Source organism: Brevundimonas sp. (assembly GCF_035627055.1).
Taxonomy (GTDB): domain Bacteria; phylum Pseudomonadota; class Alphaproteobacteria; order Caulobacterales; family Caulobacteraceae; genus Brevundimonas.
The window spans coordinates 81,534-100,129 of sequence record NZ_DASPMM010000005.1 but is presented as its reverse complement, the minus strand read 5'-3'; the positions used below and the strand labels follow the sequence as shown (position 1 = coordinate 100,129).

The 18,596-nt window shown below is 69.8% G+C and carries 23 protein-coding genes; 16 read left to right on the top strand and 7 right to left on the bottom strand.

Annotation, left to right across the window (positions count from 1 at the left end):
* Nucleotides 1–132: 132 nt before the first annotated feature.
* The gene (locus tag VEA98_RS02110) at nt 133–1,788 is read right to left on the bottom strand and encodes an electron transfer flavoprotein-ubiquinone oxidoreductase (protein ID WP_324810715.1); all 1,656 of its coding nucleotides are present in this window, start codon (nt 1,786–1,788) and stop codon (nt 133–135) included.
* A 200-nt stretch (nt 1,789–1,988) separates the two neighbouring features.
* Here VEA98_RS02110 and VEA98_RS02105 point away from each other — a divergent pair, with 200 nt between their 5' ends.
* Entirely contained in the window at nt 1,989–2,780 is a 792-nt protein-coding gene (locus tag VEA98_RS02105) for a uracil-DNA glycosylase (protein ID WP_324810699.1), read from the top strand.
* A gap of 194 nt (nt 2,781–2,974) precedes the next feature.
* Nucleotides 2,975–4,600 carry a lytic transglycosylase domain-containing protein gene (locus VEA98_RS02100; RefSeq protein ID WP_324810697.1) on the top strand — a complete coding sequence of 542 codons (1,626 nt, stop codon included), beginning with the start codon at nt 2,975–2,977 and terminating at the stop codon, nt 4,598–4,600.
* 185 nt (nt 4,601–4,785) lie between these two features.
* On the opposite strand, the gene VEA98_RS02095 is transcribed toward VEA98_RS02100, so the two are convergent.
* Nucleotides 4,786–5,430, bottom strand: coding sequence for a glutathione S-transferase (locus tag VEA98_RS02095; protein WP_324810696.1), 645 nt, complete (start codon nt 5,428–5,430; stop codon nt 4,786–4,788).
* A 130-nt stretch (nt 5,431–5,560) separates the two neighbouring features.
* Here VEA98_RS02095 and purB point away from each other — a divergent pair, with 130 nt between their 5' ends.
* From purB to VEA98_RS02080, 3 genes are all read left to right on the top strand, one after another.
* Nucleotides 5,561–6,862 (top strand): adenylosuccinate lyase, encoded by a 1,302-nt coding sequence (gene purB, locus VEA98_RS02090; protein ID WP_324810694.1) that lies wholly within the window; start codon nt 5,561–5,563, stop codon nt 6,860–6,862.
* Complete coding sequence (locus VEA98_RS02085; RefSeq protein WP_324810692.1) at nt 6,859–7,350, top strand: DNA-deoxyinosine glycosylase; 492 nt, start codon at nt 6,859–6,861, stop codon at nt 7,348–7,350. Before purB ends, VEA98_RS02085 begins: the two co-directional genes overlap by 4 nt.
* Nucleotides 7,351–7,465: 115 nt before the next feature.
* Nucleotides 7,466–8,041 (top strand): fasciclin domain-containing protein, encoded by a 576-nt coding sequence (locus VEA98_RS02080; RefSeq protein WP_324810690.1) that lies wholly within the window; start codon nt 7,466–7,468, stop codon nt 8,039–8,041.
* A gap of 120 nt (nt 8,042–8,161) precedes the next feature.
* Here VEA98_RS02080 and VEA98_RS02075 read toward each other — a convergent pair whose 3' ends face one another.
* Nucleotides 8,162–8,485 (bottom strand): DUF1476 domain-containing protein, encoded by a 324-nt coding sequence (locus VEA98_RS02075; protein WP_324810688.1) that lies wholly within the window; start codon nt 8,483–8,485, stop codon nt 8,162–8,164.
* A 251-nt stretch (nt 8,486–8,736) separates the two neighbouring features.
* On the opposite strand from VEA98_RS02075, the gene purC reads away from it, so the two are divergent.
* From purC to VEA98_RS02035, 8 genes are all read left to right on the top strand, one after another.
* Entirely contained in the window at nt 8,737–9,495 is a 759-nt protein-coding gene (gene purC / locus VEA98_RS02070; RefSeq protein ID WP_324810713.1) for a phosphoribosylaminoimidazolesuccinocarboxamide synthase, read from the top strand.
* Nucleotides 9,495–9,731 carry a phosphoribosylformylglycinamidine synthase subunit PurS gene (gene purS, locus VEA98_RS02065; protein ID WP_324810686.1) on the top strand — a complete coding sequence of 79 codons (237 nt, stop codon included), beginning with the start codon at nt 9,495–9,497 and terminating at the stop codon, nt 9,729–9,731. Before purC ends, purS begins: the two co-directional genes overlap by 1 nt.
* On the top strand, nt 9,728–9,859 hold the full coding sequence (locus VEA98_RS02060) for a hypothetical protein (protein ID WP_324810684.1): 132 nt from the start codon (nt 9,728–9,730) through the stop codon (nt 9,857–9,859). The genes purS and VEA98_RS02060 overlap by 4 nt, the downstream gene beginning before the upstream one ends.
* A 49-nt stretch (nt 9,860–9,908) precedes the next feature.
* A complete protein-coding gene (locus VEA98_RS02055) occupies nt 9,909–10,955 on the top strand; it encodes a serine hydrolase domain-containing protein (RefSeq protein WP_324810682.1) in 1,047 nt (348 codons plus the stop codon).
* On the top strand, nt 10,952–11,695 hold the full coding sequence (locus tag VEA98_RS02050) for a hypothetical protein (protein WP_324810680.1): 744 nt from the start codon (nt 10,952–10,954) through the stop codon (nt 11,693–11,695). The genes VEA98_RS02055 and VEA98_RS02050 overlap by 4 nt, the downstream gene beginning before the upstream one ends.
* A 19-nt stretch (nt 11,696–11,714) precedes the next feature.
* Nucleotides 11,715–12,194: a YbhB/YbcL family Raf kinase inhibitor-like protein gene (locus VEA98_RS02045; RefSeq protein ID WP_324810678.1), complete on the top strand. Its 480-nt coding sequence runs from the start codon at nt 11,715–11,717 to the stop codon at nt 12,192–12,194.
* A 45-nt stretch (nt 12,195–12,239) separates the two neighbouring features.
* Nucleotides 12,240–12,902: a phosphoribosylformylglycinamidine synthase subunit PurQ gene (gene purQ / locus VEA98_RS02040; protein WP_324810676.1), complete on the top strand. Its 663-nt coding sequence runs from the start codon at nt 12,240–12,242 to the stop codon at nt 12,900–12,902.
* 65 nt (nt 12,903–12,967) lie between these two features.
* A complete protein-coding gene (locus tag VEA98_RS02035; protein ID WP_324810674.1) occupies nt 12,968–13,519 on the top strand; it encodes a sugar O-acetyltransferase in 552 nt (183 codons plus the stop codon).
* Here the strand turns inward: VEA98_RS02035 and VEA98_RS02030 are convergent.
* The gene (locus tag VEA98_RS02030; protein ID WP_324810673.1) at nt 13,516–13,782 is read right to left on the bottom strand and encodes a hypothetical protein; all 267 of its coding nucleotides are present in this window, start codon (nt 13,780–13,782) and stop codon (nt 13,516–13,518) included. The genes VEA98_RS02035 and VEA98_RS02030 overlap by 4 nt on opposite strands.
* Nucleotides 13,783–13,889: 107 nt before the next feature.
* On the opposite strand from VEA98_RS02030, the gene VEA98_RS02025 reads away from it, so the two are divergent.
* Nucleotides 13,890–14,693, top strand: coding sequence for a hypothetical protein (locus VEA98_RS02025; protein ID WP_324810671.1), 804 nt, complete (start codon nt 13,890–13,892; stop codon nt 14,691–14,693).
* Here the strand turns inward: VEA98_RS02025 and VEA98_RS02020 are convergent.
* Nucleotides 14,690–14,932, bottom strand: a complete 243-nt coding sequence (locus VEA98_RS02020) for a Tat pathway signal protein (protein WP_324810669.1) — start codon at nt 14,930–14,932, stop codon at nt 14,690–14,692. The two genes, VEA98_RS02025 and VEA98_RS02020, sit on opposite strands and share 4 nt — an antisense overlap.
* Nucleotides 14,932–15,075: a hypothetical protein gene (locus tag VEA98_RS02015; RefSeq protein WP_324810667.1), complete on the bottom strand. Its 144-nt coding sequence runs from the start codon at nt 15,073–15,075 to the stop codon at nt 14,932–14,934. Before VEA98_RS02015 ends, VEA98_RS02020 begins: the two co-directional genes overlap by 1 nt.
* 102 nt (nt 15,076–15,177) lie before the next feature.
* Between VEA98_RS02015 and purL the strand changes: the two genes are divergently transcribed.
* Nucleotides 15,178–17,394, top strand: a complete 2,217-nt coding sequence (purL, locus tag VEA98_RS02010) for a phosphoribosylformylglycinamidine synthase subunit PurL (RefSeq protein WP_324810665.1) — start codon at nt 15,178–15,180, stop codon at nt 17,392–17,394.
* The gene (locus tag VEA98_RS02005; protein WP_324810663.1) at nt 17,394–17,747 is read left to right on the top strand and encodes a DUF305 domain-containing protein; all 354 of its coding nucleotides are present in this window, start codon (nt 17,394–17,396) and stop codon (nt 17,745–17,747) included. Before purL ends, VEA98_RS02005 begins: the two co-directional genes overlap by 1 nt.
* A gap of 18 nt (nt 17,748–17,765) precedes the next feature.
* On the opposite strand, the gene VEA98_RS02000 is transcribed toward VEA98_RS02005, so the two are convergent.
* Nucleotides 17,766–18,590, bottom strand: a complete 825-nt coding sequence (locus tag VEA98_RS02000) for a TIGR00282 family metallophosphoesterase (protein WP_324810661.1) — start codon at nt 18,588–18,590, stop codon at nt 17,766–17,768.
* Nucleotides 18,591–18,596: the final 6 nt, after the last annotated feature.

The window sequence follows — 18,596 nt, the reverse complement described above, 5'->3', positions numbered from 1 at the left end:
TCCGCTACCCTTAAATAAGGGCGCCATGGCCGCATGCCAAATCCGTCATCCCGGCAAAGGCCGGCATCTGCCATCGATGGCGGATGCCGGCTTCCGCCGGTATGTGACGGGAGAAGACGTCGTGTTCTCCCGTCACATATTGGGATAATTCGGCCCACCGCCACCCTCGGGCACGCACCAATCGATATTCTGGGTGGGATCCTTGATATCGCAGGTTTTGCAGTGGACGCAGTTCTGGGCGTTGATGACGAAGCGCGGATCGGTCTTCGCGGCCTCGTCGCCATAGACCACCTCGTAGACGCCGGCGGGGCAGTAGAGTCGGGCCGGCTCGCCGTATTTCGGCAGGTTGACGCGGATCGGCACCGAGGGATCGAGCAGCTTGAGGTGGGCGGGCTGGTCCTCGGCGTGGTTGGTGTTGGAGACGAACACCGAGGACAGCTTGTCGAAGGACAGTTTCCCGTCCGGCTTGGGATAGACGATCGGCTTGTGCTTCGAGGCGGGCTCGGTCGAGGCGGCGTCGGTCTTGTTGTGCTTGAGGGTGCCGAACAGCGACAGGCCGCCGAACAGGGTCTGGAACCACATGTCGAACAGGCCGAGCGCGCCGCCGATGGAGGTGCCGAAGCGGGTCAGCAGGGGCTTGGCGTTCCGGACGCGCTTGAGCTCCTGATAGACCCAGCTGTTTTCATAGGCGGTCTGGTACTCGACCAGCCGGTCCCCTGCCCGGCCCGCCATGACGGCGTCATAGGCACAGTCGGCGGCGAGCATGCCGGTTTTCATCGCGTTGTGGCTGCCCTTGATGCGGGGGACATTCACGAAGCCGGCCGAGCAGCCGATCAGCGCGCCGCCGGGGAAGGACAGCTTCGGCACCGACTGGAAGCCGCCCTCGGTGATGGCCCGGGCGCCGTAGGAGATGCGCGTCCCGCCCTCCAGATGCTCGGCGATGGACGGGTGGTGCTTGAAGCGCTGGAACTCGTCGAACGGCGACAGCCAAGGGTTCCTGTAGTTCAGGTGCACGACGTAGCCGATGGCCACGTAGCGGTCGCCGAAATGGTACATGAAGCTGCCGCCGCCGGTGTTCTCGTCCAGCGGCCAGCCGGTGGTGTGCTGGGCCAGGCCGGACTGGTGCCGTTCGGCCGGGACCTGCCACAACTCCTTGATGCCGATGCCGAATTTCTGCGGTTCGGCCGTGTCGCACAGATTGTGGCGGGCCATGATGGTCTTGGCCAGCGAGCCGCGCACCCCCTCGGCGATGAAGACGTATTTGCCGTGCAGTTCGATGCCGGGCTGGAACTCGCCGGTGGGCTTGCCGTGGCGGTCGATGCCGAAGACGCCGGCGACGACGCCCTTCACCCGGCCTGTCGGCTCGTCCCAGACCACATGGCTGGCGGCCATGCCCGGATAGACCTCGACGCCCAGGGCCTCGGCCTGTTCGCCCAGCCAGCGGCACAGGTTGCCCAAGGAGGCGATGTAGCAGCCGTCGTTGTGCATCAGCGGCGGCAGCAGGAACATCGGCAGGGAGGCCTCGCCCTGCGGGCCGAGGACGAGGAAGCGGTCCTTCGTCACCGGGGTTTCCAGCGGGGCCCCGCGTTCCTTCCAGTCGGGGAACAGCTCGGTCAGGGCCCGCGGGTCGATCACGGCGCCTGAGAGGATGTGACCGCCGATCTCCGCGGACTTCTCGAGCACGGCGACGGAGATGTCCTTGCCGTCCTTGGTCGCGCGCTGCTTGAGGCGGATGGCGGAGGCCAGGCCGGCGGGGCCGCCGCCGACGATGACGACGTCGTACTCCATCACCTCGCGTTCCACCCCGGCCAACGCCTCGGCGGGGGGGAGGTTGTCGATCACAGCTTCCTGCCAGGCGTTCGTGGCGCCGCCTTCGATAGCGTCTTCGGCCATGGCTGAATTCCTCGTCGTCGTCAGGGTCTTGTGGTTTTCCGCTTATCCGAAGGTGACGCAAGGGTGGTCAAGGACTATCCCTGAGCGGACCGCCCATGACACCGCCCAGCCTCGACACCGCCGCAACCGAAAGCCTGCTCGCCTTCTGGCGGGATGCAGGGGTGGACGCCTGCTACGGCGAGGCGCCGGTCGACCGGACGCATGTGCAGCCGCCGCCCGCCGTGAAGGCGGTGGCCAAGGCGACGGCTGCGGTGACGCCGGTGGTCGACGCTTCGGACGCGCTGGCGGAGGCGCGAAGGCTGGCGGCGGGCGCGGATACCCTGGAGGCGCTGGGCGAGGCGATCGCCGCCTTCGAGGGCTGCCCGCTGCGGGGATTGGGCGCGCGGCAGTCGGTGTTCGCGCGCGGCAATCCGGAGGCCGAGGTGCTGGTCATCGGCGAAGGGCCGGGCGCCGAGGAGGATGCGCGCGGCCAGCCGTTCGTCGGCAAGGCCGGGCAGTTGCTGGACCGGATGCTGGCCGAGGCCGGGCTGGAGGGCCGGGTGTTCATCACCAACACCGTGTTCTGGCGGCCGCCCGGCAACCGCACGCCGACCCCGGCCGAACAGGCTGTCTGCGCGCCGTTCGTGGAGCGCGCCTTCGCCTTGCTGAAGCCGAAGGCGGTGCTGCTGGTCGGGGCCGCGGCGTCCAAGTCGGTGCTCGGCGTCGACGAAGGGATCATGAAGCTGAGAGGCCAGTGGCGCGAGTGGCGGCTGGCGGAAGGCGGCGTCTCGGCCCCGGCGTTGCCGACGCTGCATCCGGCCTTCCTGCTGCGCCAGCCGATAGCCAAGCGGCAGGCCTGGGCGGACATGCTGGCTCTGTCGGGGCGGCTGAACGGCCAAGCTCGTTAACCCCCGCGACGCAAAACCGCCCCAAAAAGGGGTCACTTCTTGACATGGGCCGGGGCGAGTGGCGCCTTTCTGGCCTGACGACCGAACGAACAGCGCCGGGTGGATCGAGTCGAGACGATCCGCATGACGCTCCAAGGGGGGCCGCCTCAGTGCCGCTTGATTTCCGCCGCGCGATTTTCGCGCCGACGACCGCATTGGCGTTCGCCCTGTGCCTCGGCGCCGCCCTGCCGGCGCACGCCGAGGAAGACGGCCGCCGCGCCGTCTCCGCCCTGAGCCCCGCCGACCGCCTCAGCTACACCACCGCCTTCGACGCCCTGCGCCGCGGAGATCTTGAGGCCGCCCGCGCCTCGGCCCGTCAGGCCAACGACCGCGTCCTGCTGGGACAGGTCGAGTTCGAACGGCTGTTCCACCCGGACTATTCGGCCACCTACGAAGAGTTGGCGGCGTGGCTGGAGGACTATTCCGACCTGCCGTGCGCGCCGCGCGCCTACAACCTCGCCCTGCGCCGCCGCCCGGATGGCGCGCCGGAGCCGAAACGGCCCTCCAGCGTCAGCGGCCGGACCTGGTCCAGCGTGGTGGCCGCCGGCGGCGGCGCCTCGGCCGACGACCCCACCAAGGCGGCGCGGATCGCGCTGAACCATGACGATCTGAGCGGGGCGGTCACGCTCGGCGAGCAGATCGGCGACTGGTGGGTGGTCGGCTTGGCGCAGTACCGGCTTGGCGAATACGCCAGGGCGGCCACCGCCTTCGAGCGGGTGCTGGACGATCCTACCGAGGACGGCTGGGTGCGTTCGGGAGCGGCGTTCTGGGCGGCGCGGGCCGCCGGCCGTTCGAGTCAGCAGGATCGGGTGCAGCCGCTGCTGCGCCGCGCCGCCGCCTGGCCGGCCACCTTCTACGGCCAGATCGCCCTGCGCCAGCTGGGCGAGGAGCCGACGATCGAGAATCTGGGGCCGACGCCCTATCAGTCGGCCACCCTGCACCGCGCCGCCTGGCAGCCGGACGAGCCGGGCGATATCGACGCCGATGAACTGAACGCCTTCATCCGCTCCGACGACCGGGCCCGCCGCACGGTGGCCTATTCCGAGGTCGGCCGCGGAACCGACGCGCGCGACGAACTGCGCACCGGCCTGCGTTCAGCCCTGACCGATCGCGGGCGGCAGTTGTGGGCCGCGCTGGGCCGCGCGCTGGGTCCGCGCGTCATGGGCGTCAGCGACGACGGACGCCGCATCGACGCGGACCGCTACCCGCAGCCGGAGATCGCGCCCGAGGGCGGCTTCACCATCGAGCGCTCGCTGGTCTACGCCATCGCCCGCAAGGAGACCGACTTCAACGCCCGGGCGCGCTCGCCCGTCGGGGCCTACGGCCTGATGCAGGTGATGCCGACCACGGCGGCGGAACTGGCCGGCGACCGCGGCTTCGTCTCCGACCCTGACCGGCTGTTCGACCCCTCGGTCAACGCCCGCCTCGGCCAAGCCTATGTCAACAAGGTGCTGGCCATGCCGGCCATCAACGGCGACCTGCTGAGGGTGGCGGCCTCGTACAACGCCGGCCCGGGTCCGATGGTGGCGGCGGTGCGCAAGCTGGGGCAGGACGCCGATCCGTTGCTGCTGATCGAGACCATCGATGTGCCGCAGGCGCGGGAATATGTGGAGAAGGTCGTGGCGGCCTACTGGATCTACCAGCGCCTCAACGGGCGGCCGCTGAACACGCTGGACGCCGTGGCGTCGGGGGCGACCCTGGTGCCGCTGGCGCTGGACTATGTGCCGCCCGCGCCGGTGCAGACGCTCGAGGTCGCCTCGGTCCCGACGGCCGGCGGCTAGAGCCCGGCCAGCAGCAGGGCCGGCAGGCAGCAGGCGACCACGATCAGCACCCCATAGACCATCAGGCTGGGGCGTCGGGTTTGCGGCTGTTGCACGGGCATCGACATGGCTGACCCTGAACGCATCTGCGCGTTTCGGGGTCCAGACATACCAGCGTTGTCTTAAGGCCGAGTTCCGGCGTGGGGTTAACGCAACGCCTCCGCCGACCACTCCAGGAAGTCCGGCTGGGTCAGCAGGGCGTCACGATAGGCGGCGGCCGAGCCGTCGTCGCCATGGGCCGTCAGATCGATCTGGAAATGCCGGAAGCGGGCGGCGACGGGCGTGTAGAAGGCGTCGGGCACGGACCATTCCCCGAACAGATACGGTCCGCCGCCGCCGAAGCGGCCGCGCATCTGCTTCCACAGGCTGACGATGCGGCGGATGTCGCGTTCCACGGCCTCGCCCCTGGGCGGCGGCGAGCGGTCCGGGCCGACCATGGTGTGGTCCGGGCCCATGCCGCAGTCCGTCCGCAGTCCCACGAAGCCGCCGTGCATCTCGCAGGCGGCGGAGCGCGCCAGCCAGCGGGCGTGGGCGTCCGCGGGCCAGAGCCGCGCCTCGGGGTAGCGTTCGGCGCACCAGACCGAGATGGCCATGGAGTCCCAGAGGGTCTCGCCCTCGACCTTGAGCAGGGGCACGAGGCGGGAGGGGGAGATCCGCTCCAGCTCGGCCTGGCCGTCGGGCGAGTAGATGTCGATCTCGCGCACGGTGAAGTCGGCCTGGCAGCGCTTCAGCACCAGCCACGGGCGCAGCGACCAGGTCGAATACAGGCGCGGTCCGATGATCAGTTCCATGAGTCCCTCCGTCGCCGGGCAGGATTAAAGCGCGCAGCGCCGCGCCGCCATGCCTGCGAGACCGAGTTCGGAGGCTCCGGCGACAAGCTGCGCTTGACTCGCGGCCATGCGGGACCGACACCCCGCGCCCATGATCACGCGCTATTCCCGCCCCGCCGCCGTCGATATCTGGTCGCAGGAGACCAAGTACCGGATCTGGTTCGAGATCGAGGCGCACGCCGCCACCAAGATGGCCGAGCTGGGCGTCATCCCGACCGAGGCCGCCGAGGCGATCTGGGCCAAGGGCAAGGACGCGGTGTTCGACGCCGACCGGATCGACGAGATCGAACGGACGACCAAGCACGACGTCATCGCCTTCCTGACCCATGTGGCCGAGATCGTCGGCGACGAGGCCCGCTTCCTGCACCAGGGCATGACCTCGTCGGACGTGCTGGACACCTGTTTCGCGGTGCAGCTGGCGCGCTCGGCGGACCTGCTGGTCGAAGGGACCGACCGGGTGCTGGCGGCGCTGGAGACCCGCGCGAAGGAGCACAAATTCACGCCGTGCGTGGGCCGCAGCCACGGCATCCACGCCGAGCCGGTGACCTTTGGCCTGAAGCTGGCCGGCTATCATGCCGAGTTCCAGCGCGCCAAGCGGCGCCTGCTTGCGGCGAAGGAGGAGATCGCCACCTGCGCCATTTCCGGCGCGGTCGGCACGTTCGCCAACGTCGATCCGGCGGTCGAGGCCTATGTCGCCGACAAGATGGGCCTGCAGGTCGAGCCGGTCTCGACCCAGGTGATCCCGCGCGACCGGCACGCGGCCTTCTTCGCGGCGCTGGGCGTGGTCGCCTCGTCGGTCGAGCGGCTGGCGGTGGAGATCCGCCACCTGCAGCGCACCGAGGTGCTGGAAGCGGAAGAGTTCTTCGACAAGGGCCAGAAGGGCTCGTCGGCCATGCCGCACAAGCGAAACCCGATCCTGACCGAGAATCTGACCGGTCTGGCGCGGCTGGTGCGCTCGGCTGTGGTCCCGGCGATGGAGAACGTCGCCCTGTGGCATGAGCGGGATATCAGCCATTCCTCCGTCGAGCGCGGCATCGGCCCCGACGCGACCATCCACCTGGATTTCGCCCTGCACCGGCTGGCCGGCGTGGTCGAGCGGCTGAACGTCTATCCGGCCAATATGGAAAAGAACCTGAACCTGCTGGGCGGTCTGGTGCATTCGCAGCGGGTGATGCTGGCCCTGACGCAGGCGGGGGTGAGCCGCGAAGACGCCTATGCCGCCGTGCAGGAGAACGCCATGAAGGTGTGGCGCGGCGAAGGGCGCTTCCTCGACTTCCTCAGGGCCGACGAGCGGGTGACCCTTCCCGAGGCCCAGCTCGAGGCGTTGTTCGACGTCGGCTACCACACCAAGCACGTCGATACGGTGTTCGCGCGGGTCTTCGGAACCGCGTGACCCGCAAACAGGCCTTCGAGCCCGTCGTCGACGCCAACACGCGGCTGCTGATCCTCGGCAGCCTGCCGGGCGACGCCTCGCTGAGGGCGGCGCAGTATTACGCCCACCCGCGCAACGCCTTCTGGCGGCTGATCGGCGGCGTGATCGGGCGCGAGCTGGCCGCCCTGCCCTATGACGGCCGGTTGGCGGCGCTGAAGGCGGCGGGCGTCGGCCTGTGGGACGTGATCGCCAGCGCCGAACGGCCGGGCAGTCTCGATGCGGCCATCCGCCGGCCTGAGGCGGCGGATCTGCGCCGGCTGGCGGCCAGCCTGCCGGAACTGCGCGCCGTGGCCTTCAACGGCGGTGCGGCGGCGCGGCTGGGGCGGGCGGTGCTGGCCGGAGTACGGGACGTGGAGCTGATCGACCTGCCCTCCTCCAGCCCCGCCCATGCCCGGCCGTTCGAGCGGAAGGCGGAGGCCTGGGCCGTGCTGGCGCGAGCCCTCGGCTAGCCGCGCTCGCCGACCGCCGGTGCGGAAAAACGCCGCATCGATGCATCCTTTTTCAGGCTGAGCCATATCCGTCTGTGGGGCCGCCGGGAGGGCGGCGCCGCAGAGGGGATGCGCGATGATCTCGATCCGCCCTGGGCTTACCTTGCTGGCGACGGCGACGCTGGCGCTCTCGGCCTGCGACCGGGACGCGCCGCCGGAGCGGGCCGCCCCCGCGCCGGCACCCGCCACGGCGCTGTCCGCATCGGACAGCGTCCTGAAGCTGGCGCAGCGCGACCCCGACTTCACCACCCTGGTCAGCGCCCTGCAGTCCGCGGGCGTCGCCGACACCCTGGATGGAGCCGGGCCGTTCACCGTCTTCGCGCCGACCAACGCCGCCTTCGAGAAGGTCCCGGCGGAGCGGCGCGACGCCCTGACCCGGCCGGAAGGCCAGGCCGACCTGCGCCGGCTGCTCACCTACCATGTCGTGCCCGGCCGGCTCGGCTCCGCCGCCCTCGTGCAAAGGATACAGGCGGCGGGCGGCTCCATGGCCCTGACGACGATGCAGGGCGGGACCCTGACCGCCCGCACCAACGCCGACGGCTCGATCAGCCTGACCGACGCCGCGGGCGGGACCTCAAAGGTGGCGGAGGCGGACCTGACCGCCTCGAACGGGGTGATCCACGGAATCGATACGGTGCTGGCGCCCGGCTAGGGCGCGTTCAGATACGGCGCCGCTCTCCCCCACCCGGCGCCGGCGGCGGATCGTCCCCAATCGGTCCGTCCGGAAAGGCCGCTGCCGAAAGGCGCGGCCTTTCTTCGTGGGCGGAGCCGCTTATTCGCCGTTGCGAATCTGCTCGCGGGCGACAGAGGCCAGTTCATCCATCTTGCGGCGGATTTCGCCTTCCGAGACGGTCAGGCCGGCGCCTTCCAGGTCCTGGGCGACCTTCCGGTAGACGTCTTCCTCGCCCGGCTGCTCGAAGTCGGCCTTGACGATGGCGCGGCCGTACTCCTCGGCGCTGTCCGCGGACAGGCCCATCTTCTCGGCCGCCCACAGCCCCAGCAGCTTGTTGCGCCGGGCGATCGCCTTGAATTCCTGTTCCTGATCGAGGGCGAATTTGGACTCATAGCCCTTTTCCCGATCGTCGAAGGTCGTCATGGGCGTCTGCAGGCTCCGTCAGGCGGCCCAAATCGTGGCCGCGGTCGAGCAGGTCTATAGCTCCCCCGGAGCCGAACGCAACGGAAACCCTGACGGTTCAACACAGGCCGCCGTTTGTGTCGTAGCGCGGCTTCCGGTAAGGGAGGGCCGACCAATTCTCCCGCCCGCCCGATTCCGGATCGCGCCGCCCAGACCACCGTGCTGGCCGCGCGATTTTCGTTTCTGGCGAGGCCCCGCCCGGACCCGAGATGATGAACGTCAAGCGCAAGAAGATTTACGAGGGCAAGGCCAAGATCCTCTACGAGGGGCCGGAGCCCGGCACGCTTATCCAGTATTTCAAGGACGACGCCACCGCCTTCAACGGCGAGAAGAAGGCCCAGCTTGAGGGCAAGGGCGTCATCAACAACCGCATCAGCGAATTCATCATGTCGCGCCTGAACGGCATCGGCGTGACCAACCACTTCATCAAGCGGCTGAACCTGCGCGAGCAGCTGATCCGCGAGGTTGAGATCATCCCGCTGGAGGTGGTGTGCCGCAACATCGTCGCCGGCTCGATGAGCCAGCGCCTCGGCATCGACGAGGGCACGCCCCTGCCCCGCTCGATCATCGAATTCTACTACAAGAAGGATGAGCTCAACGACCCGATGGTCACCGAGGAGCACATCACGGCCTTCAACTGGGCCTCGACCCAGGAGCTGGACGACATCCTGGCCATGACCGTGCGGGTCAACGACTATCTGTCGGGCATGTTCGGCGCCGTCGGCATCACCCTGGTGGACTTCAAGATCGAGTTCGGCCGCGTGTGGGAGAACGACTTCTCGCGCGTCCTGCTGGCCGACGAGATCAGCCCCGATTCCTGCCGCCTGTGGGACAGCACCACCGGCGAGAAGCTGGACAAGGACCGCTTCCGCCGCGACCTCGGCAACGTCATCGAGAGCTACACCGAGGTGGCCCGCCGCCTCGGCATCATGAAGGACATGCCGACCGTGATTCAGGGGGGACTGCACTGATGGCCAAGGTGAAGGTTCACGTCTTCCTGAAGTCGGGCGTGCTGGACGTTCAGGGCAAGGCCGTCGAGGGCGCGCTGCACGGCCTCGGCTGGGCCGGCGTCGCCAACGCGCGCGTCGGCAAGCTGATCGAGTTCGACCTCGATGCCGCCGCCGATCCCGCCGCCGAGGCGAAGAAGATGTGCGAGACGCTGCTCGCCAACACGGTGATCGAAAGCTACCGCATCGAGGTCGCGTGAAGCGGGGCCTGAAACTGGCCATCGCCCTCTTCGTGCTGGCCGGCTGCGTCATCTTCGCGGCGGCGCTGGCCGGCGGGCTGATGGACGAGCGCGCCTTCACGCCGGCCGCCAAGCAGGCGACGCACTAGCGGAACACCGGTTCCTCAGTCATCCTGCCCGCAATCGGGGAGGTGAAGGATGAGGCGTCTCATCGTCATCCTGGCCGGCGCGCTGACGCTGGCGTTCGGTCCGGCCGCGGCCGCCCGGCCGCGCCCGCTGCACCCGGCGACGGTCTCCCAGCGGGCCGCCGCCATGGAAGCGGCCTTCACACGCTGGGCGCAGGCGTATGATGTCCGGCAAGGCGCCATCGCGATCCGGTTTCGCGGACAGGCCGCCGGTGGAACGGGCTTCGGCGGACGCGGGATCGACGACGCGGCCCCGGTCGCCAGCCTGTCCAAGGCGATCACCGCCCTGTGCGCTGCGCGCCTGATCGACGCGGGCCGACTGGACTATGAGACGACGGTCGGCGAGGCGCTGGCGGGGTTCGCCGCGCGGGCCGGCGAGCCGCGCGACCCGAGGCTGGCCGGCGTCACCCTGGGTCAGATCCTCAGCCACCGCAGCGGCATTCCCCGCAGCCTCCCCTTCACGACCCGGCGCACCGAGTGGCGGCCGGGCATGCAGTCCGCGCTGGAGGAACAGGTCAGGCGGGTGTTCGCCGCGCCGCTGGAGTTCGAGCCGGGGGCCCGGTACGAATATTCCAACCAGGGCTACGTCCTGCTGAGCTATGTCATCGAGACGGCGGCCGGCGAGGACTATGAAAGCCACTGCCGCCGCACGGTTCTGGAGCCGGCGCGGGTCACGACGGCCCGGCTGAACCCGATGTTTCCGGATACGCCGCGAGCCGGGGCCGGCGGGTGGACGATCTCCGTCTCGGACTACGCCCGCTTCGCCGACCAGCTGAGACCCGAGCGGGCGGGGCACGGACCACGCACCCGCGCCTGGCTGACGGAGCGCGAGAACGACGAACCCTTCTACGGCCTCGGCTATCAGTATCGTGGCCCGCCCGGCCGGCGCGTGCTCGCCCACAACGGGCTGCTGAACGAACCAGACCTGTCGGTCTCCGCCCTGTTCGCGCTGTGGCCGTCGGGGCTGACGATCGCCCTGAACGCCACGCCGGCCCGGCCGCGGGTGCTCGATGAGCTGATGGCGGAGCTGGCCGCCATCGCCACGGGAAGAACCGAATGACGGAAGCCGGACCGGAAGCCCCTGCAGACTCGCCGAAACGCCGCTCCGCCTGGCTGGCGGCGTTCTCGGACGGGCCGGGCATGTCGAGGGAGATATTCATCGTCGTGGTCGGGGTGCTGCTGGCTTTCGCCGTGGACCGGGGCGGCGAGGCCTGGGCGACGCGGCAGCGCACCCAAGCCGCCGAGGCGGCGCTCAGCGTCGAGGTCGAGACCAGCCTGCTCCATGCCGCCGAGGTCGTCGCCTATGCGGATTGCCGGAGAGCCCGGGTCGTCCGGATGGCCGCCGCCGTACGGGCCGGCGAACCCTCCCCCGTCCGTCTCGGCCTGACCTCGCGGCCGTGGACCAGCGCGGTGTGGCGTTCCACCCTGGCTTCGGGGGCGGCCGAGGAATTGCCGCGTCATCGCCTGATCGCCTATTCGCGTCTCTACGGGGGCTTCGAGGCCCTGTTCCAGCGGCAGTTCGTGATGCGCGATCATCTCTTCGCCGCCAGGGTTGCTGACTTTCCCGGCGTCACCGCCTCCGACCGGGCGCAAGCCGCCACCCACCTGTCCGTCCTCGACGCCGATCTGATGATCTCCAGGACCATCGCCGCGCAAATGTTGGAGATCGCCAGGACGGATCTCGGCCTGGCGCCGCCGCCGCAGCCGGTCGCCCGCTTCGTCGAGGCCGCAGCCACCACGTGTGCGCGGCCGTCGCCGCCCTCCGGACCCTCAGCTGCACCTGCACGTTCTGGGTCCTAGACTACCCACAGGAACCGCCATGACCTTCACCCTCAGCTCGAACGACATCACCGACGGCGGCGTGCTTCCGGACGCGCAGGTCCATGCCGGGGGCAACACCTCGCCGCATCTGGGATGGTCGGGCGCGCCCAAGGGGACAAGGAGCTACGCGGTCACCTGTTTCGATCCGGACGCGCCGACGGGCTCGGGGTTCTGGCACTGGACCGTGGCCAATATCCCCGCGGATGTGACCGAACTGGCGAGCGGGGCGTCGAGCCGGGGCATGCCGGCGGGGTCGGTGCAGGGCCGCACCGACTTCGGCGAGACCGGCTACGGCGGAGCCGCGCCGCCGCCCGGCCACGGGCCGCACCGCTACATCTTCACGGTTTTCGCCGTGGACACCGAGAAGCTGGATGTGACCCCGGACAATTCAGGCGCGGTGTTCGGCTTCAACCTGCATTTCCATACGCTGGCCAAGGCCTCGATCACGGCGACGTACGAGAACACCGGTCAAGGCTGACCCGGCGCCCTGACATCGCCTCCGAACGATGCTAGAGGCGCGCCCATGAGCGCAGCCGTCATCGTCTTCCCGGGGTCCAACTGCGACCGCGACTGCAAGGTCGCGATCGAACGCTCGACGGGCGAAGCCGTCGACATGGTCTGGCACCAGGAGACTGAACTGCCCAAGGGGCTGGACCTGATCGTCCTCCCGGGCGGGTTCTCCTACGGCGACTACCTGCGCTGCGGGGCGATGGCGGCGCAGTCGCCGGTGATGCAGGCGGTGAAGCAAGCTGCTGACAAGGGCGTGGCCGTGGTCGGCATCTGCAACGGCTTCCAAATCCTGTGCGAGGCCGGGATGCTGCCGGGCGCCCTGCTCAGGAACGCCGGGCTGAAATACGTCTGCAAGCCCATCAGCCTGACCGTCGCCAACGGCCAGACCCGCTTCACCGCCGGCTATCAGGGCCAGCGCGAGGTGGTGATGACCCAGGGCAACGGCGACGGCAACTACTTCGCCGACGCCGAGACCCTGGCCCGGCTGGAAGGCGAGGGCCAGGTGGTGTTCCGCTACGTGGACAATCCGAACGGTTCGGTGGCCGACATCGCCGGCATCCAGAACGCGCGCGGCAATGTCCTGGGCATGATGCCCCACCCGGACCGGGCCTTCGAGGACGAGTTGGGCTCCGCCGACGGCGCGACCCTGTTCCGCAGCGTCTTCGCCGCCGCCTGATACGCCGGACTTGACCGGACGGGCCGATGCGGCCGAACTCGCCTGATCTCGCGCGGGGGCCGGCCATGTTCATGAGCGAACGCCAGAAGATGATCTCGGGTCTATCGTACGATCCGGGCGACCCGGAGCTTCAGGCTGACCAGGCCGCCGCCAGGCACTGGATGGCGCGCTACAACGCCTCGTTGGCCGCCACGCCGGCCGAGCGGCGGGACCTGCTACGGCAGCGGCTGGGAGAGGTCGGCGAGGGCGCGGTGATCCGGCCGCCGTTCCACTGCGACTACGGCTACAACATTCGGCTGGGCCGCAACGTCTTCCTCAACTTCAACTGCATCATCCTCGACGTCTGCGAGGTCGACATCGGCGACGGCGCCCAGATCGGGCCGGGCGTGCAGATCCTGGCCGCGGACCATCCGCGCAACGCCGCCGAGCGGGCCGCGGGAGTGGAGTTCGGCCGCCCGATCACGATCGGCTTCAACGTCTGGATCGGCGGCGGGGCGCTGATCCTGCCGGGCGTGACGATCGGCGACGACGCCATCATCGGGGCCGGGGCGGTGGTGACCCGCAACGTCCCGGCCGGAGCCATGGCGACGGGCAACCCGGCGCGGGTGCAGCCCTAGACGTCGTCGGCGCGGCGAAGCTCGCCGTCAGCCGATCCCTGGACGCCGATCGACTGGTCGAGCGCGTCGTCGTCGTCCGCGTTGAGCGAGGCGCCGTCCTCCATGGTCGGATCCTCGTCGGCGGTGCGGACGCCGCCGGGATCGCGCTGGGCGTTCAGCTCGCGTTCGCCGAGGCCGAGGCCCTGCTCGCGGGCGCGATCCGCCTGCACGGTGTCGGTCTCGAAATTCGGGCTCTCTTCGGGGCGGTTGTCAGCTTCGGCCATGACGGTCTCCTTTGTGGAAACAACCCCGCGCCGATGCCCGGGTTCCGGAGCGGTGAACCTTCGCGGGAGCGGTGCGTAGAGACAGTCCTCGCCGCAAGGAGCCCCGCATGTCCTCGATCGTCCGCCCCACGCCCGCCCAGATCACCCGGCGGCTGATCGTGCTGGCCAGCGCCGTGTTCGCGGTCGTCGTGGGAGAGTCCCAGCAGCTTCTGGGTTGGGGACAGTCGCCGGCGGAGTTCTCGGCCGACAGCGACGCGACGCTGCGGGTGGCGGGCTACGCCTTCTCGATCTGGGCCCTGATCTACCTGGGAATCCTCGCTTACGCGGTCAGGCAGGCGCTGCGCCAGACGGGCGAGAGCCTGCTGATCCACCGCTTCGGCTGGCCCTCGGCAGTCGCCTTCCTCGGCATCGGCTGGTGGGTGGTCGCGGCCGCGTTCGACTGGGAGCCGGCGACGGTGGTGCTGATCTTCGGCTCGCTGTTCGCCCTGCTGCTGCCGCTGCTGCACAACGCCGACGCCATCCGCGCCCTGGGCCGGACCGAGCGGGACCGATGGCTGGTGGTCTGGCCGCTGGCGCTGCTGGCGGGGTGGCTGACGGTGGCCGCACCCGTGAACCTGCTGACGGTGGCGACCGGTAACGAGGCCCTGCCCGCGGCCCTGAGTCCGACGGCGTGGGCGATGTTGGCGATCGCGGTCGTGGCGCTGGCGGCGGTGGCGATCACCTTCCGGCTGCGGATGATGGCCTTTGCCCTGCCCGTCTCGTGGGGCCTGCTCGGCGCCTTCGTGGCCGAGCAGGAACGGAACACGCCGTTGGCTTATGTGGCGCTGGCCGCGGCCGTAGCGGTGCTGGTCGCGGCGGTGATCCTGACCTTCCGCCTGAGGCCGGGCGTCGAGCGGACCACCGCGGCCTAGTCCGCCTCGGGGTTCTCGCGCGGATCGGCGTGCGGATCGCCGACGTCGAAGGCCCCGGCCTCGTCGAAGCCTACGCTGCCGACGCCGACGGCCGAGCCGGTCAGGCGCTGGCGGCGGCTGGTCATGGCCAGCTCCGGCGCCGCCTCATCCATGGCGCGGGTGACCTCGGGATCGTTCGAGCGGTCCATCTGCTGGTGGTCCGACGGCGTCGGGTCGGTGTGGGCGGGCGTGTTGGCCATCAGTCGTTCTCCGCCGCGTCATCATTGGCGGCGTGTTTCGAAGCGCGCTCGGCGGCGGCGCTGGCGCCCACATCGTCGGCGGCGATATCCGGCGCGTCCGGGTCTTGCGGCGTGGCGGCGGGGTCGATGGGCTGGTCCGTCATGAGGGCCTCCGTTGGCTTCACGCCGACTCAATGGCGGGGCGGGGGCGATGTTCCGCCGCGAACGGCTGACAGGGAGCCCGACTGCGGCTAGAAGGCGCGCCCATGAGCGCTCCCGAAAAGACCATGGCCGAACTGGCCGCCGAATACGGCCTGGCCCCGAACGAGTATCAGGTCGTCCTCGACCGGCTGGGGCGCGAACCCAACCAGGTCGAACTGGGCGTGTTCTCGGTGATGTGGTCGGAGCACTGCTCCTACAAGTCGTCGAAGATCCACCTCGGGAAGTTCCCGACCAAGGGACCGCGGGTCATCTGCGGGCCGGGCGAGAACGCCGGGGTCATCGACATCGACGACGGCGACGCCTGCATCTTCAAGATGGAGAGCCACAACCACCCCTCCTACATCGAGCCCTACCAGGGCGCGGCGACAGGCGTGGGCGGCATCATGCGCGACGTCTTCACCATGGGCGCGCGGCCGGTGGCCCTGCTCAACGCCCTGCGCTTCGGCGATCCGTCGCACGAGAAGACGAAGCGGCTGGTCAAGGGCGTGGTCTCGGGCATCGGCGGCTACGGCAACTGCGTCGGCGTGCCGACGGTGGGCGGCGAGACCAATTTCCACGCCGGCTACAACGGCAACATCCTGGTCAACGCCATGTGCGTGGGCGTGGCCAAGGCGGACGCCCTGTTCTACTCGGCCGCCCCGGCGCCGGGGCTGTCGGTGGTCTATTTCGGGTCGAAGACCGGTCGCGACGGCATCCACGGCGCCACCATGGCCTCGGCCGAGTTCGACGAGGATTCGGATGAGAAGCGGCCGACGGTGCAGGTCGGCGATCCCTTCGCCGAGAAGCTGCTGATCGAGGCGACGCTGGAGCTGATGGCCTCGGGCGCCGTGGCGGCGATCCAGGACATGGGCGCGGCGGGCCTGACCTCCTCGTCGGTCGAGATGGCCGGCAAGGGCGAGGTCGGCATCGAGCTGAACATGGACGCCGTGCCCCAGCGCGAGGAGGGCATGACCGCCTATGAGATGATGCTGTCGGAGAGCCAGGAGCGGATGCTGGCGGTGCTGAAACCGGGCCGCGAGGAAGACGGCTACCGCATCTTCAAGAAATGGGGACTGGACGCGGCGGTCATCGGCATGACCACCGACACCGGCCGGCTGGTGCTGAAGCATCGCGGCGAAACGGTGTGCGACGTGCCGCTCGCGCCGCTGTTCGACGACGCGCCCCTGTACGACCGGCCGTGGGTGCAACCCGCGCTGCAGCCGCGCCTCGATCCGAAGGAGGTGCCCGCGCCGGACAGCTGGGTCGACGCGGTGATCAAGGTGCTGTGCTGCCCCGACATGGCCTCGAAGCGCTGGATCTGGGAGCAGTACGACCGCCACGTCATGGCCGACACCCTGCAGGACTCCGCCACCGGCGCCGACGCCGGGGTGGTGCGGGTGCACGGCACGGACAAGGGTCTGGCCATGACCTCGGACGTGACGCCGCGCTACGTCCAGGCCGATCCCTACGAGGGCGGCAAACAGGCGGTGGCGGAGGCGTGGCGCAACCTGACCGCCGTGGGCAGCCGCCCCATCGCCATCACCGACAACCTCAATTTCGGCAACCCGCAGCGGCCCGAGATCATGGGCCAGATCGTCCGCGCCATCGACGGCATGGCCGAGGCCTGCCGGGTGTTGGACTTTCCGGTCGTGAGCGGCAACGTCAGCCTCTACAACGAGACCAATGGCGCGGCCATTCCCCCGACTCCGACCGTCGGGGCCGTCGGCCTGCTGCCCAACTACGACGTGGTCACCGGCTTCGGCGGCATGACCGAGGGCGACGTGCTGGTGCTGGTCGGCGAGACGGTCGGCGAACTGGGCTCCTCGATCTACCTGCGCGAGGTTCTGGGCCGCGAAGAGGGCGCGCCGCCGCCGGTCGACCTGGTGCTGGAGCGAAAGACCGGCGACTTCGTGCGCGGGTTGATCGAGGCCGGCGAGCTGACCGTCGTGCACGACCTGTCCGACGGCGGCCTGATCGGCGCGGCGGCGGATCTGGCGCTGGCCTCCGACGTCGGGGTGGAGCTGGACGCCAGCTCGGCGACGCACGCCCATATCCTGCTCTTCGGCGAGGACCAGGCGCGTTATCTGGTCGCCGTGCCCGAGGCGACGGACGTCGTCGCGGCCGCGCAGGTGGCGGGCGTCCACGCCAGCGTCGTGGGCCGGGCCAAGGGGCGGGACTTCGCCTCGGGCGGGCCGGAAGGCGACCTGTTCCGCCTGCCCCTCGACCACCTGCGCGAGATGCACGAGAGCTGGCTGCCTCACTGGATCGAAGGGAAGGCCTGATGCGCCTCACTGCGGTCGTCCTGTGCGCCCTCGCGCTGGGCCTCCCGGCCTGCAAGGGCGGCGGCGATCCGGTCGAACAGGCGCTACGCGACGCCTCGGCCGAACGGCAGGCGGCGCTGGTGAAGGACGGTGCGGTCAGCGGCCCCGCCGCCCCGGATGCGAGACCCGCGAGCGAGCAGGCCGACGCCGCCTTCGTGGCCGGGATGATCGAGCAGCATCGCGCCGCCATGGCCCTCGCCGTCGACACGCTGGCCCGCTCCCAGAACCCGGAAATCCGGCATCTGGCGCAGGCGGAGATCGACGTACGGTCGAAACAGGTCGCCGAACTGCAGGCCTGGACGGCGCCGGACTGAGACCAGGCGCCCGCCGGCTCAGGTCACGGCAGGCACCGACTGGCTCAGACGCCCCCCGACCCTGATCGGCTCGACCCGCAGGGCGAGGCCGGTGCGGTCGTCGGTCTCGACATAGACCCCGCAGACGGTGGCGGGGCCGTGGGCCGGCGTGTAGCGGCCGCCGGACAGGCGGGTGGTGAAGCGCCGCAGGGGCTCTTCCTTCTCGTTGCCGATGACGGAGTCGTAGTCAGCACAGGCGCCGGCGTCGGTCTGGTAAGCGGTGCCGCCGGTCAGGATCTGGCAGTCGGCCGTGGGCACGTGGGTGTGGGTGCCGACCACCAGGCTGGCGCGGCCGTCGCAGAAATGACCCATGGCCATCTTCTCGGAGGTAGCCTCGCAGTGGATGTCGACGATCACGGCGTCGGCGGCCATACCCAGGGGACAGGCGGCCAGTTCCTTCTCAACGGCGCCGAAGGGGTCGTCGACGGCGTCCATGTGGACGCGGCCAAGCACGTTCATGACCAGCACGGTCTTGCCGGAATGCGTCTCGAACAGATTCGCCCCGGCGCCGGGGGCGTCCATCAGCCGGGGATAGTTGAGCGGGCGGATCAGGCGCGGCTCGCGCACGATATAGGTCAGGGCCTCTCGCTGGTCCCAGCTGTGGTTGCCGAGGGTCAGGCAGTCGGCGCCGGCCATGAACAGCTCGCGGGCGGTGTTCTCCGTAATGCCGAACCCGCCGGCGGCGTTCTCGGCGTTGACCACCACGAAGTCGAGCTTGAGGTCGCGCTTCAGGGCAGGCAGGTGATCGCTGAGGCCGTCGCGGCCGGACTTGCCCACCACGTCGCCGAAAAACGCCAGTCTCATACGATC

Excerpts from the sequence above, each read along its gene's own strand:
- VEA98_RS02110 (WP_324810715.1), bottom strand. The coding sequence starts at position 1,788 with ATGGAGTACGACGTCGTCATCGTCGGCGGCGGCCCCGCCGGCCTGGCC.
- VEA98_RS02105 (WP_324810699.1), top strand. The coding sequence starts at position 1,989 with ATGACACCGCCCAGCCTCGACACCGCCGCAACCGAAAGCCTGCTCGCC.
- VEA98_RS02095 (WP_324810696.1), bottom strand. The coding sequence starts at position 5,430 with ATGGAACTGATCATCGGACCGCGCCTGTATTCGACCTGGTCGCTGCGC.
- purB (WP_324810694.1), top strand. The coding sequence starts at position 5,561 with ATGATCACGCGCTATTCCCGCCCCGCCGCCGTCGATATCTGGTCGCAG.
- VEA98_RS02080 (WP_324810690.1), top strand. The coding sequence starts at position 7,466 with ATGATCTCGATCCGCCCTGGGCTTACCTTGCTGGCGACGGCGACGCTG.
- VEA98_RS02075 (WP_324810688.1), bottom strand. The coding sequence starts at position 8,485 with ATGACGACCTTCGACGATCGGGAAAAGGGCTATGAGTCCAAATTCGCC.
- purC (WP_324810713.1), top strand. The coding sequence starts at position 8,737 with ATGAACGTCAAGCGCAAGAAGATTTACGAGGGCAAGGCCAAGATCCTC.
- purS (WP_324810686.1), top strand. The coding sequence starts at position 9,495 with ATGGCCAAGGTGAAGGTTCACGTCTTCCTGAAGTCGGGCGTGCTGGAC.
- VEA98_RS02055 (WP_324810682.1), top strand. The coding sequence starts at position 9,909 with ATGAGGCGTCTCATCGTCATCCTGGCCGGCGCGCTGACGCTGGCGTTC.
- VEA98_RS02050 (WP_324810680.1), top strand. The coding sequence starts at position 10,952 with ATGACGGAAGCCGGACCGGAAGCCCCTGCAGACTCGCCGAAACGCCGC.
- VEA98_RS02045 (WP_324810678.1), top strand. The coding sequence starts at position 11,715 with ATGACCTTCACCCTCAGCTCGAACGACATCACCGACGGCGGCGTGCTT.
- purQ (WP_324810676.1), top strand. The coding sequence starts at position 12,240 with ATGAGCGCAGCCGTCATCGTCTTCCCGGGGTCCAACTGCGACCGCGAC.
- VEA98_RS02035 (WP_324810674.1), top strand. The coding sequence starts at position 12,968 with ATGTTCATGAGCGAACGCCAGAAGATGATCTCGGGTCTATCGTACGAT.
- VEA98_RS02030 (WP_324810673.1), bottom strand. The coding sequence starts at position 13,782 with ATGGCCGAAGCTGACAACCGCCCCGAAGAGAGCCCGAATTTCGAGACC.
- VEA98_RS02025 (WP_324810671.1), top strand. The coding sequence starts at position 13,890 with ATGTCCTCGATCGTCCGCCCCACGCCCGCCCAGATCACCCGGCGGCTG.
- VEA98_RS02020 (WP_324810669.1), bottom strand. The coding sequence starts at position 14,932 with ATGGCCAACACGCCCGCCCACACCGACCCGACGCCGTCGGACCACCAG.
- VEA98_RS02015 (WP_324810667.1), bottom strand. The coding sequence starts at position 15,075 with ATGACGGACCAGCCCATCGACCCCGCCGCCACGCCGCAAGACCCGGAC.
- purL (WP_324810665.1), top strand. The coding sequence starts at position 15,178 with ATGAGCGCTCCCGAAAAGACCATGGCCGAACTGGCCGCCGAATACGGC.
- VEA98_RS02005 (WP_324810663.1), top strand. The coding sequence starts at position 17,394 with ATGCGCCTCACTGCGGTCGTCCTGTGCGCCCTCGCGCTGGGCCTCCCG.
- VEA98_RS02000 (WP_324810661.1), bottom strand. The coding sequence starts at position 18,590 with ATGAGACTGGCGTTTTTCGGCGACGTGGTGGGCAAGTCCGGCCGCGAC.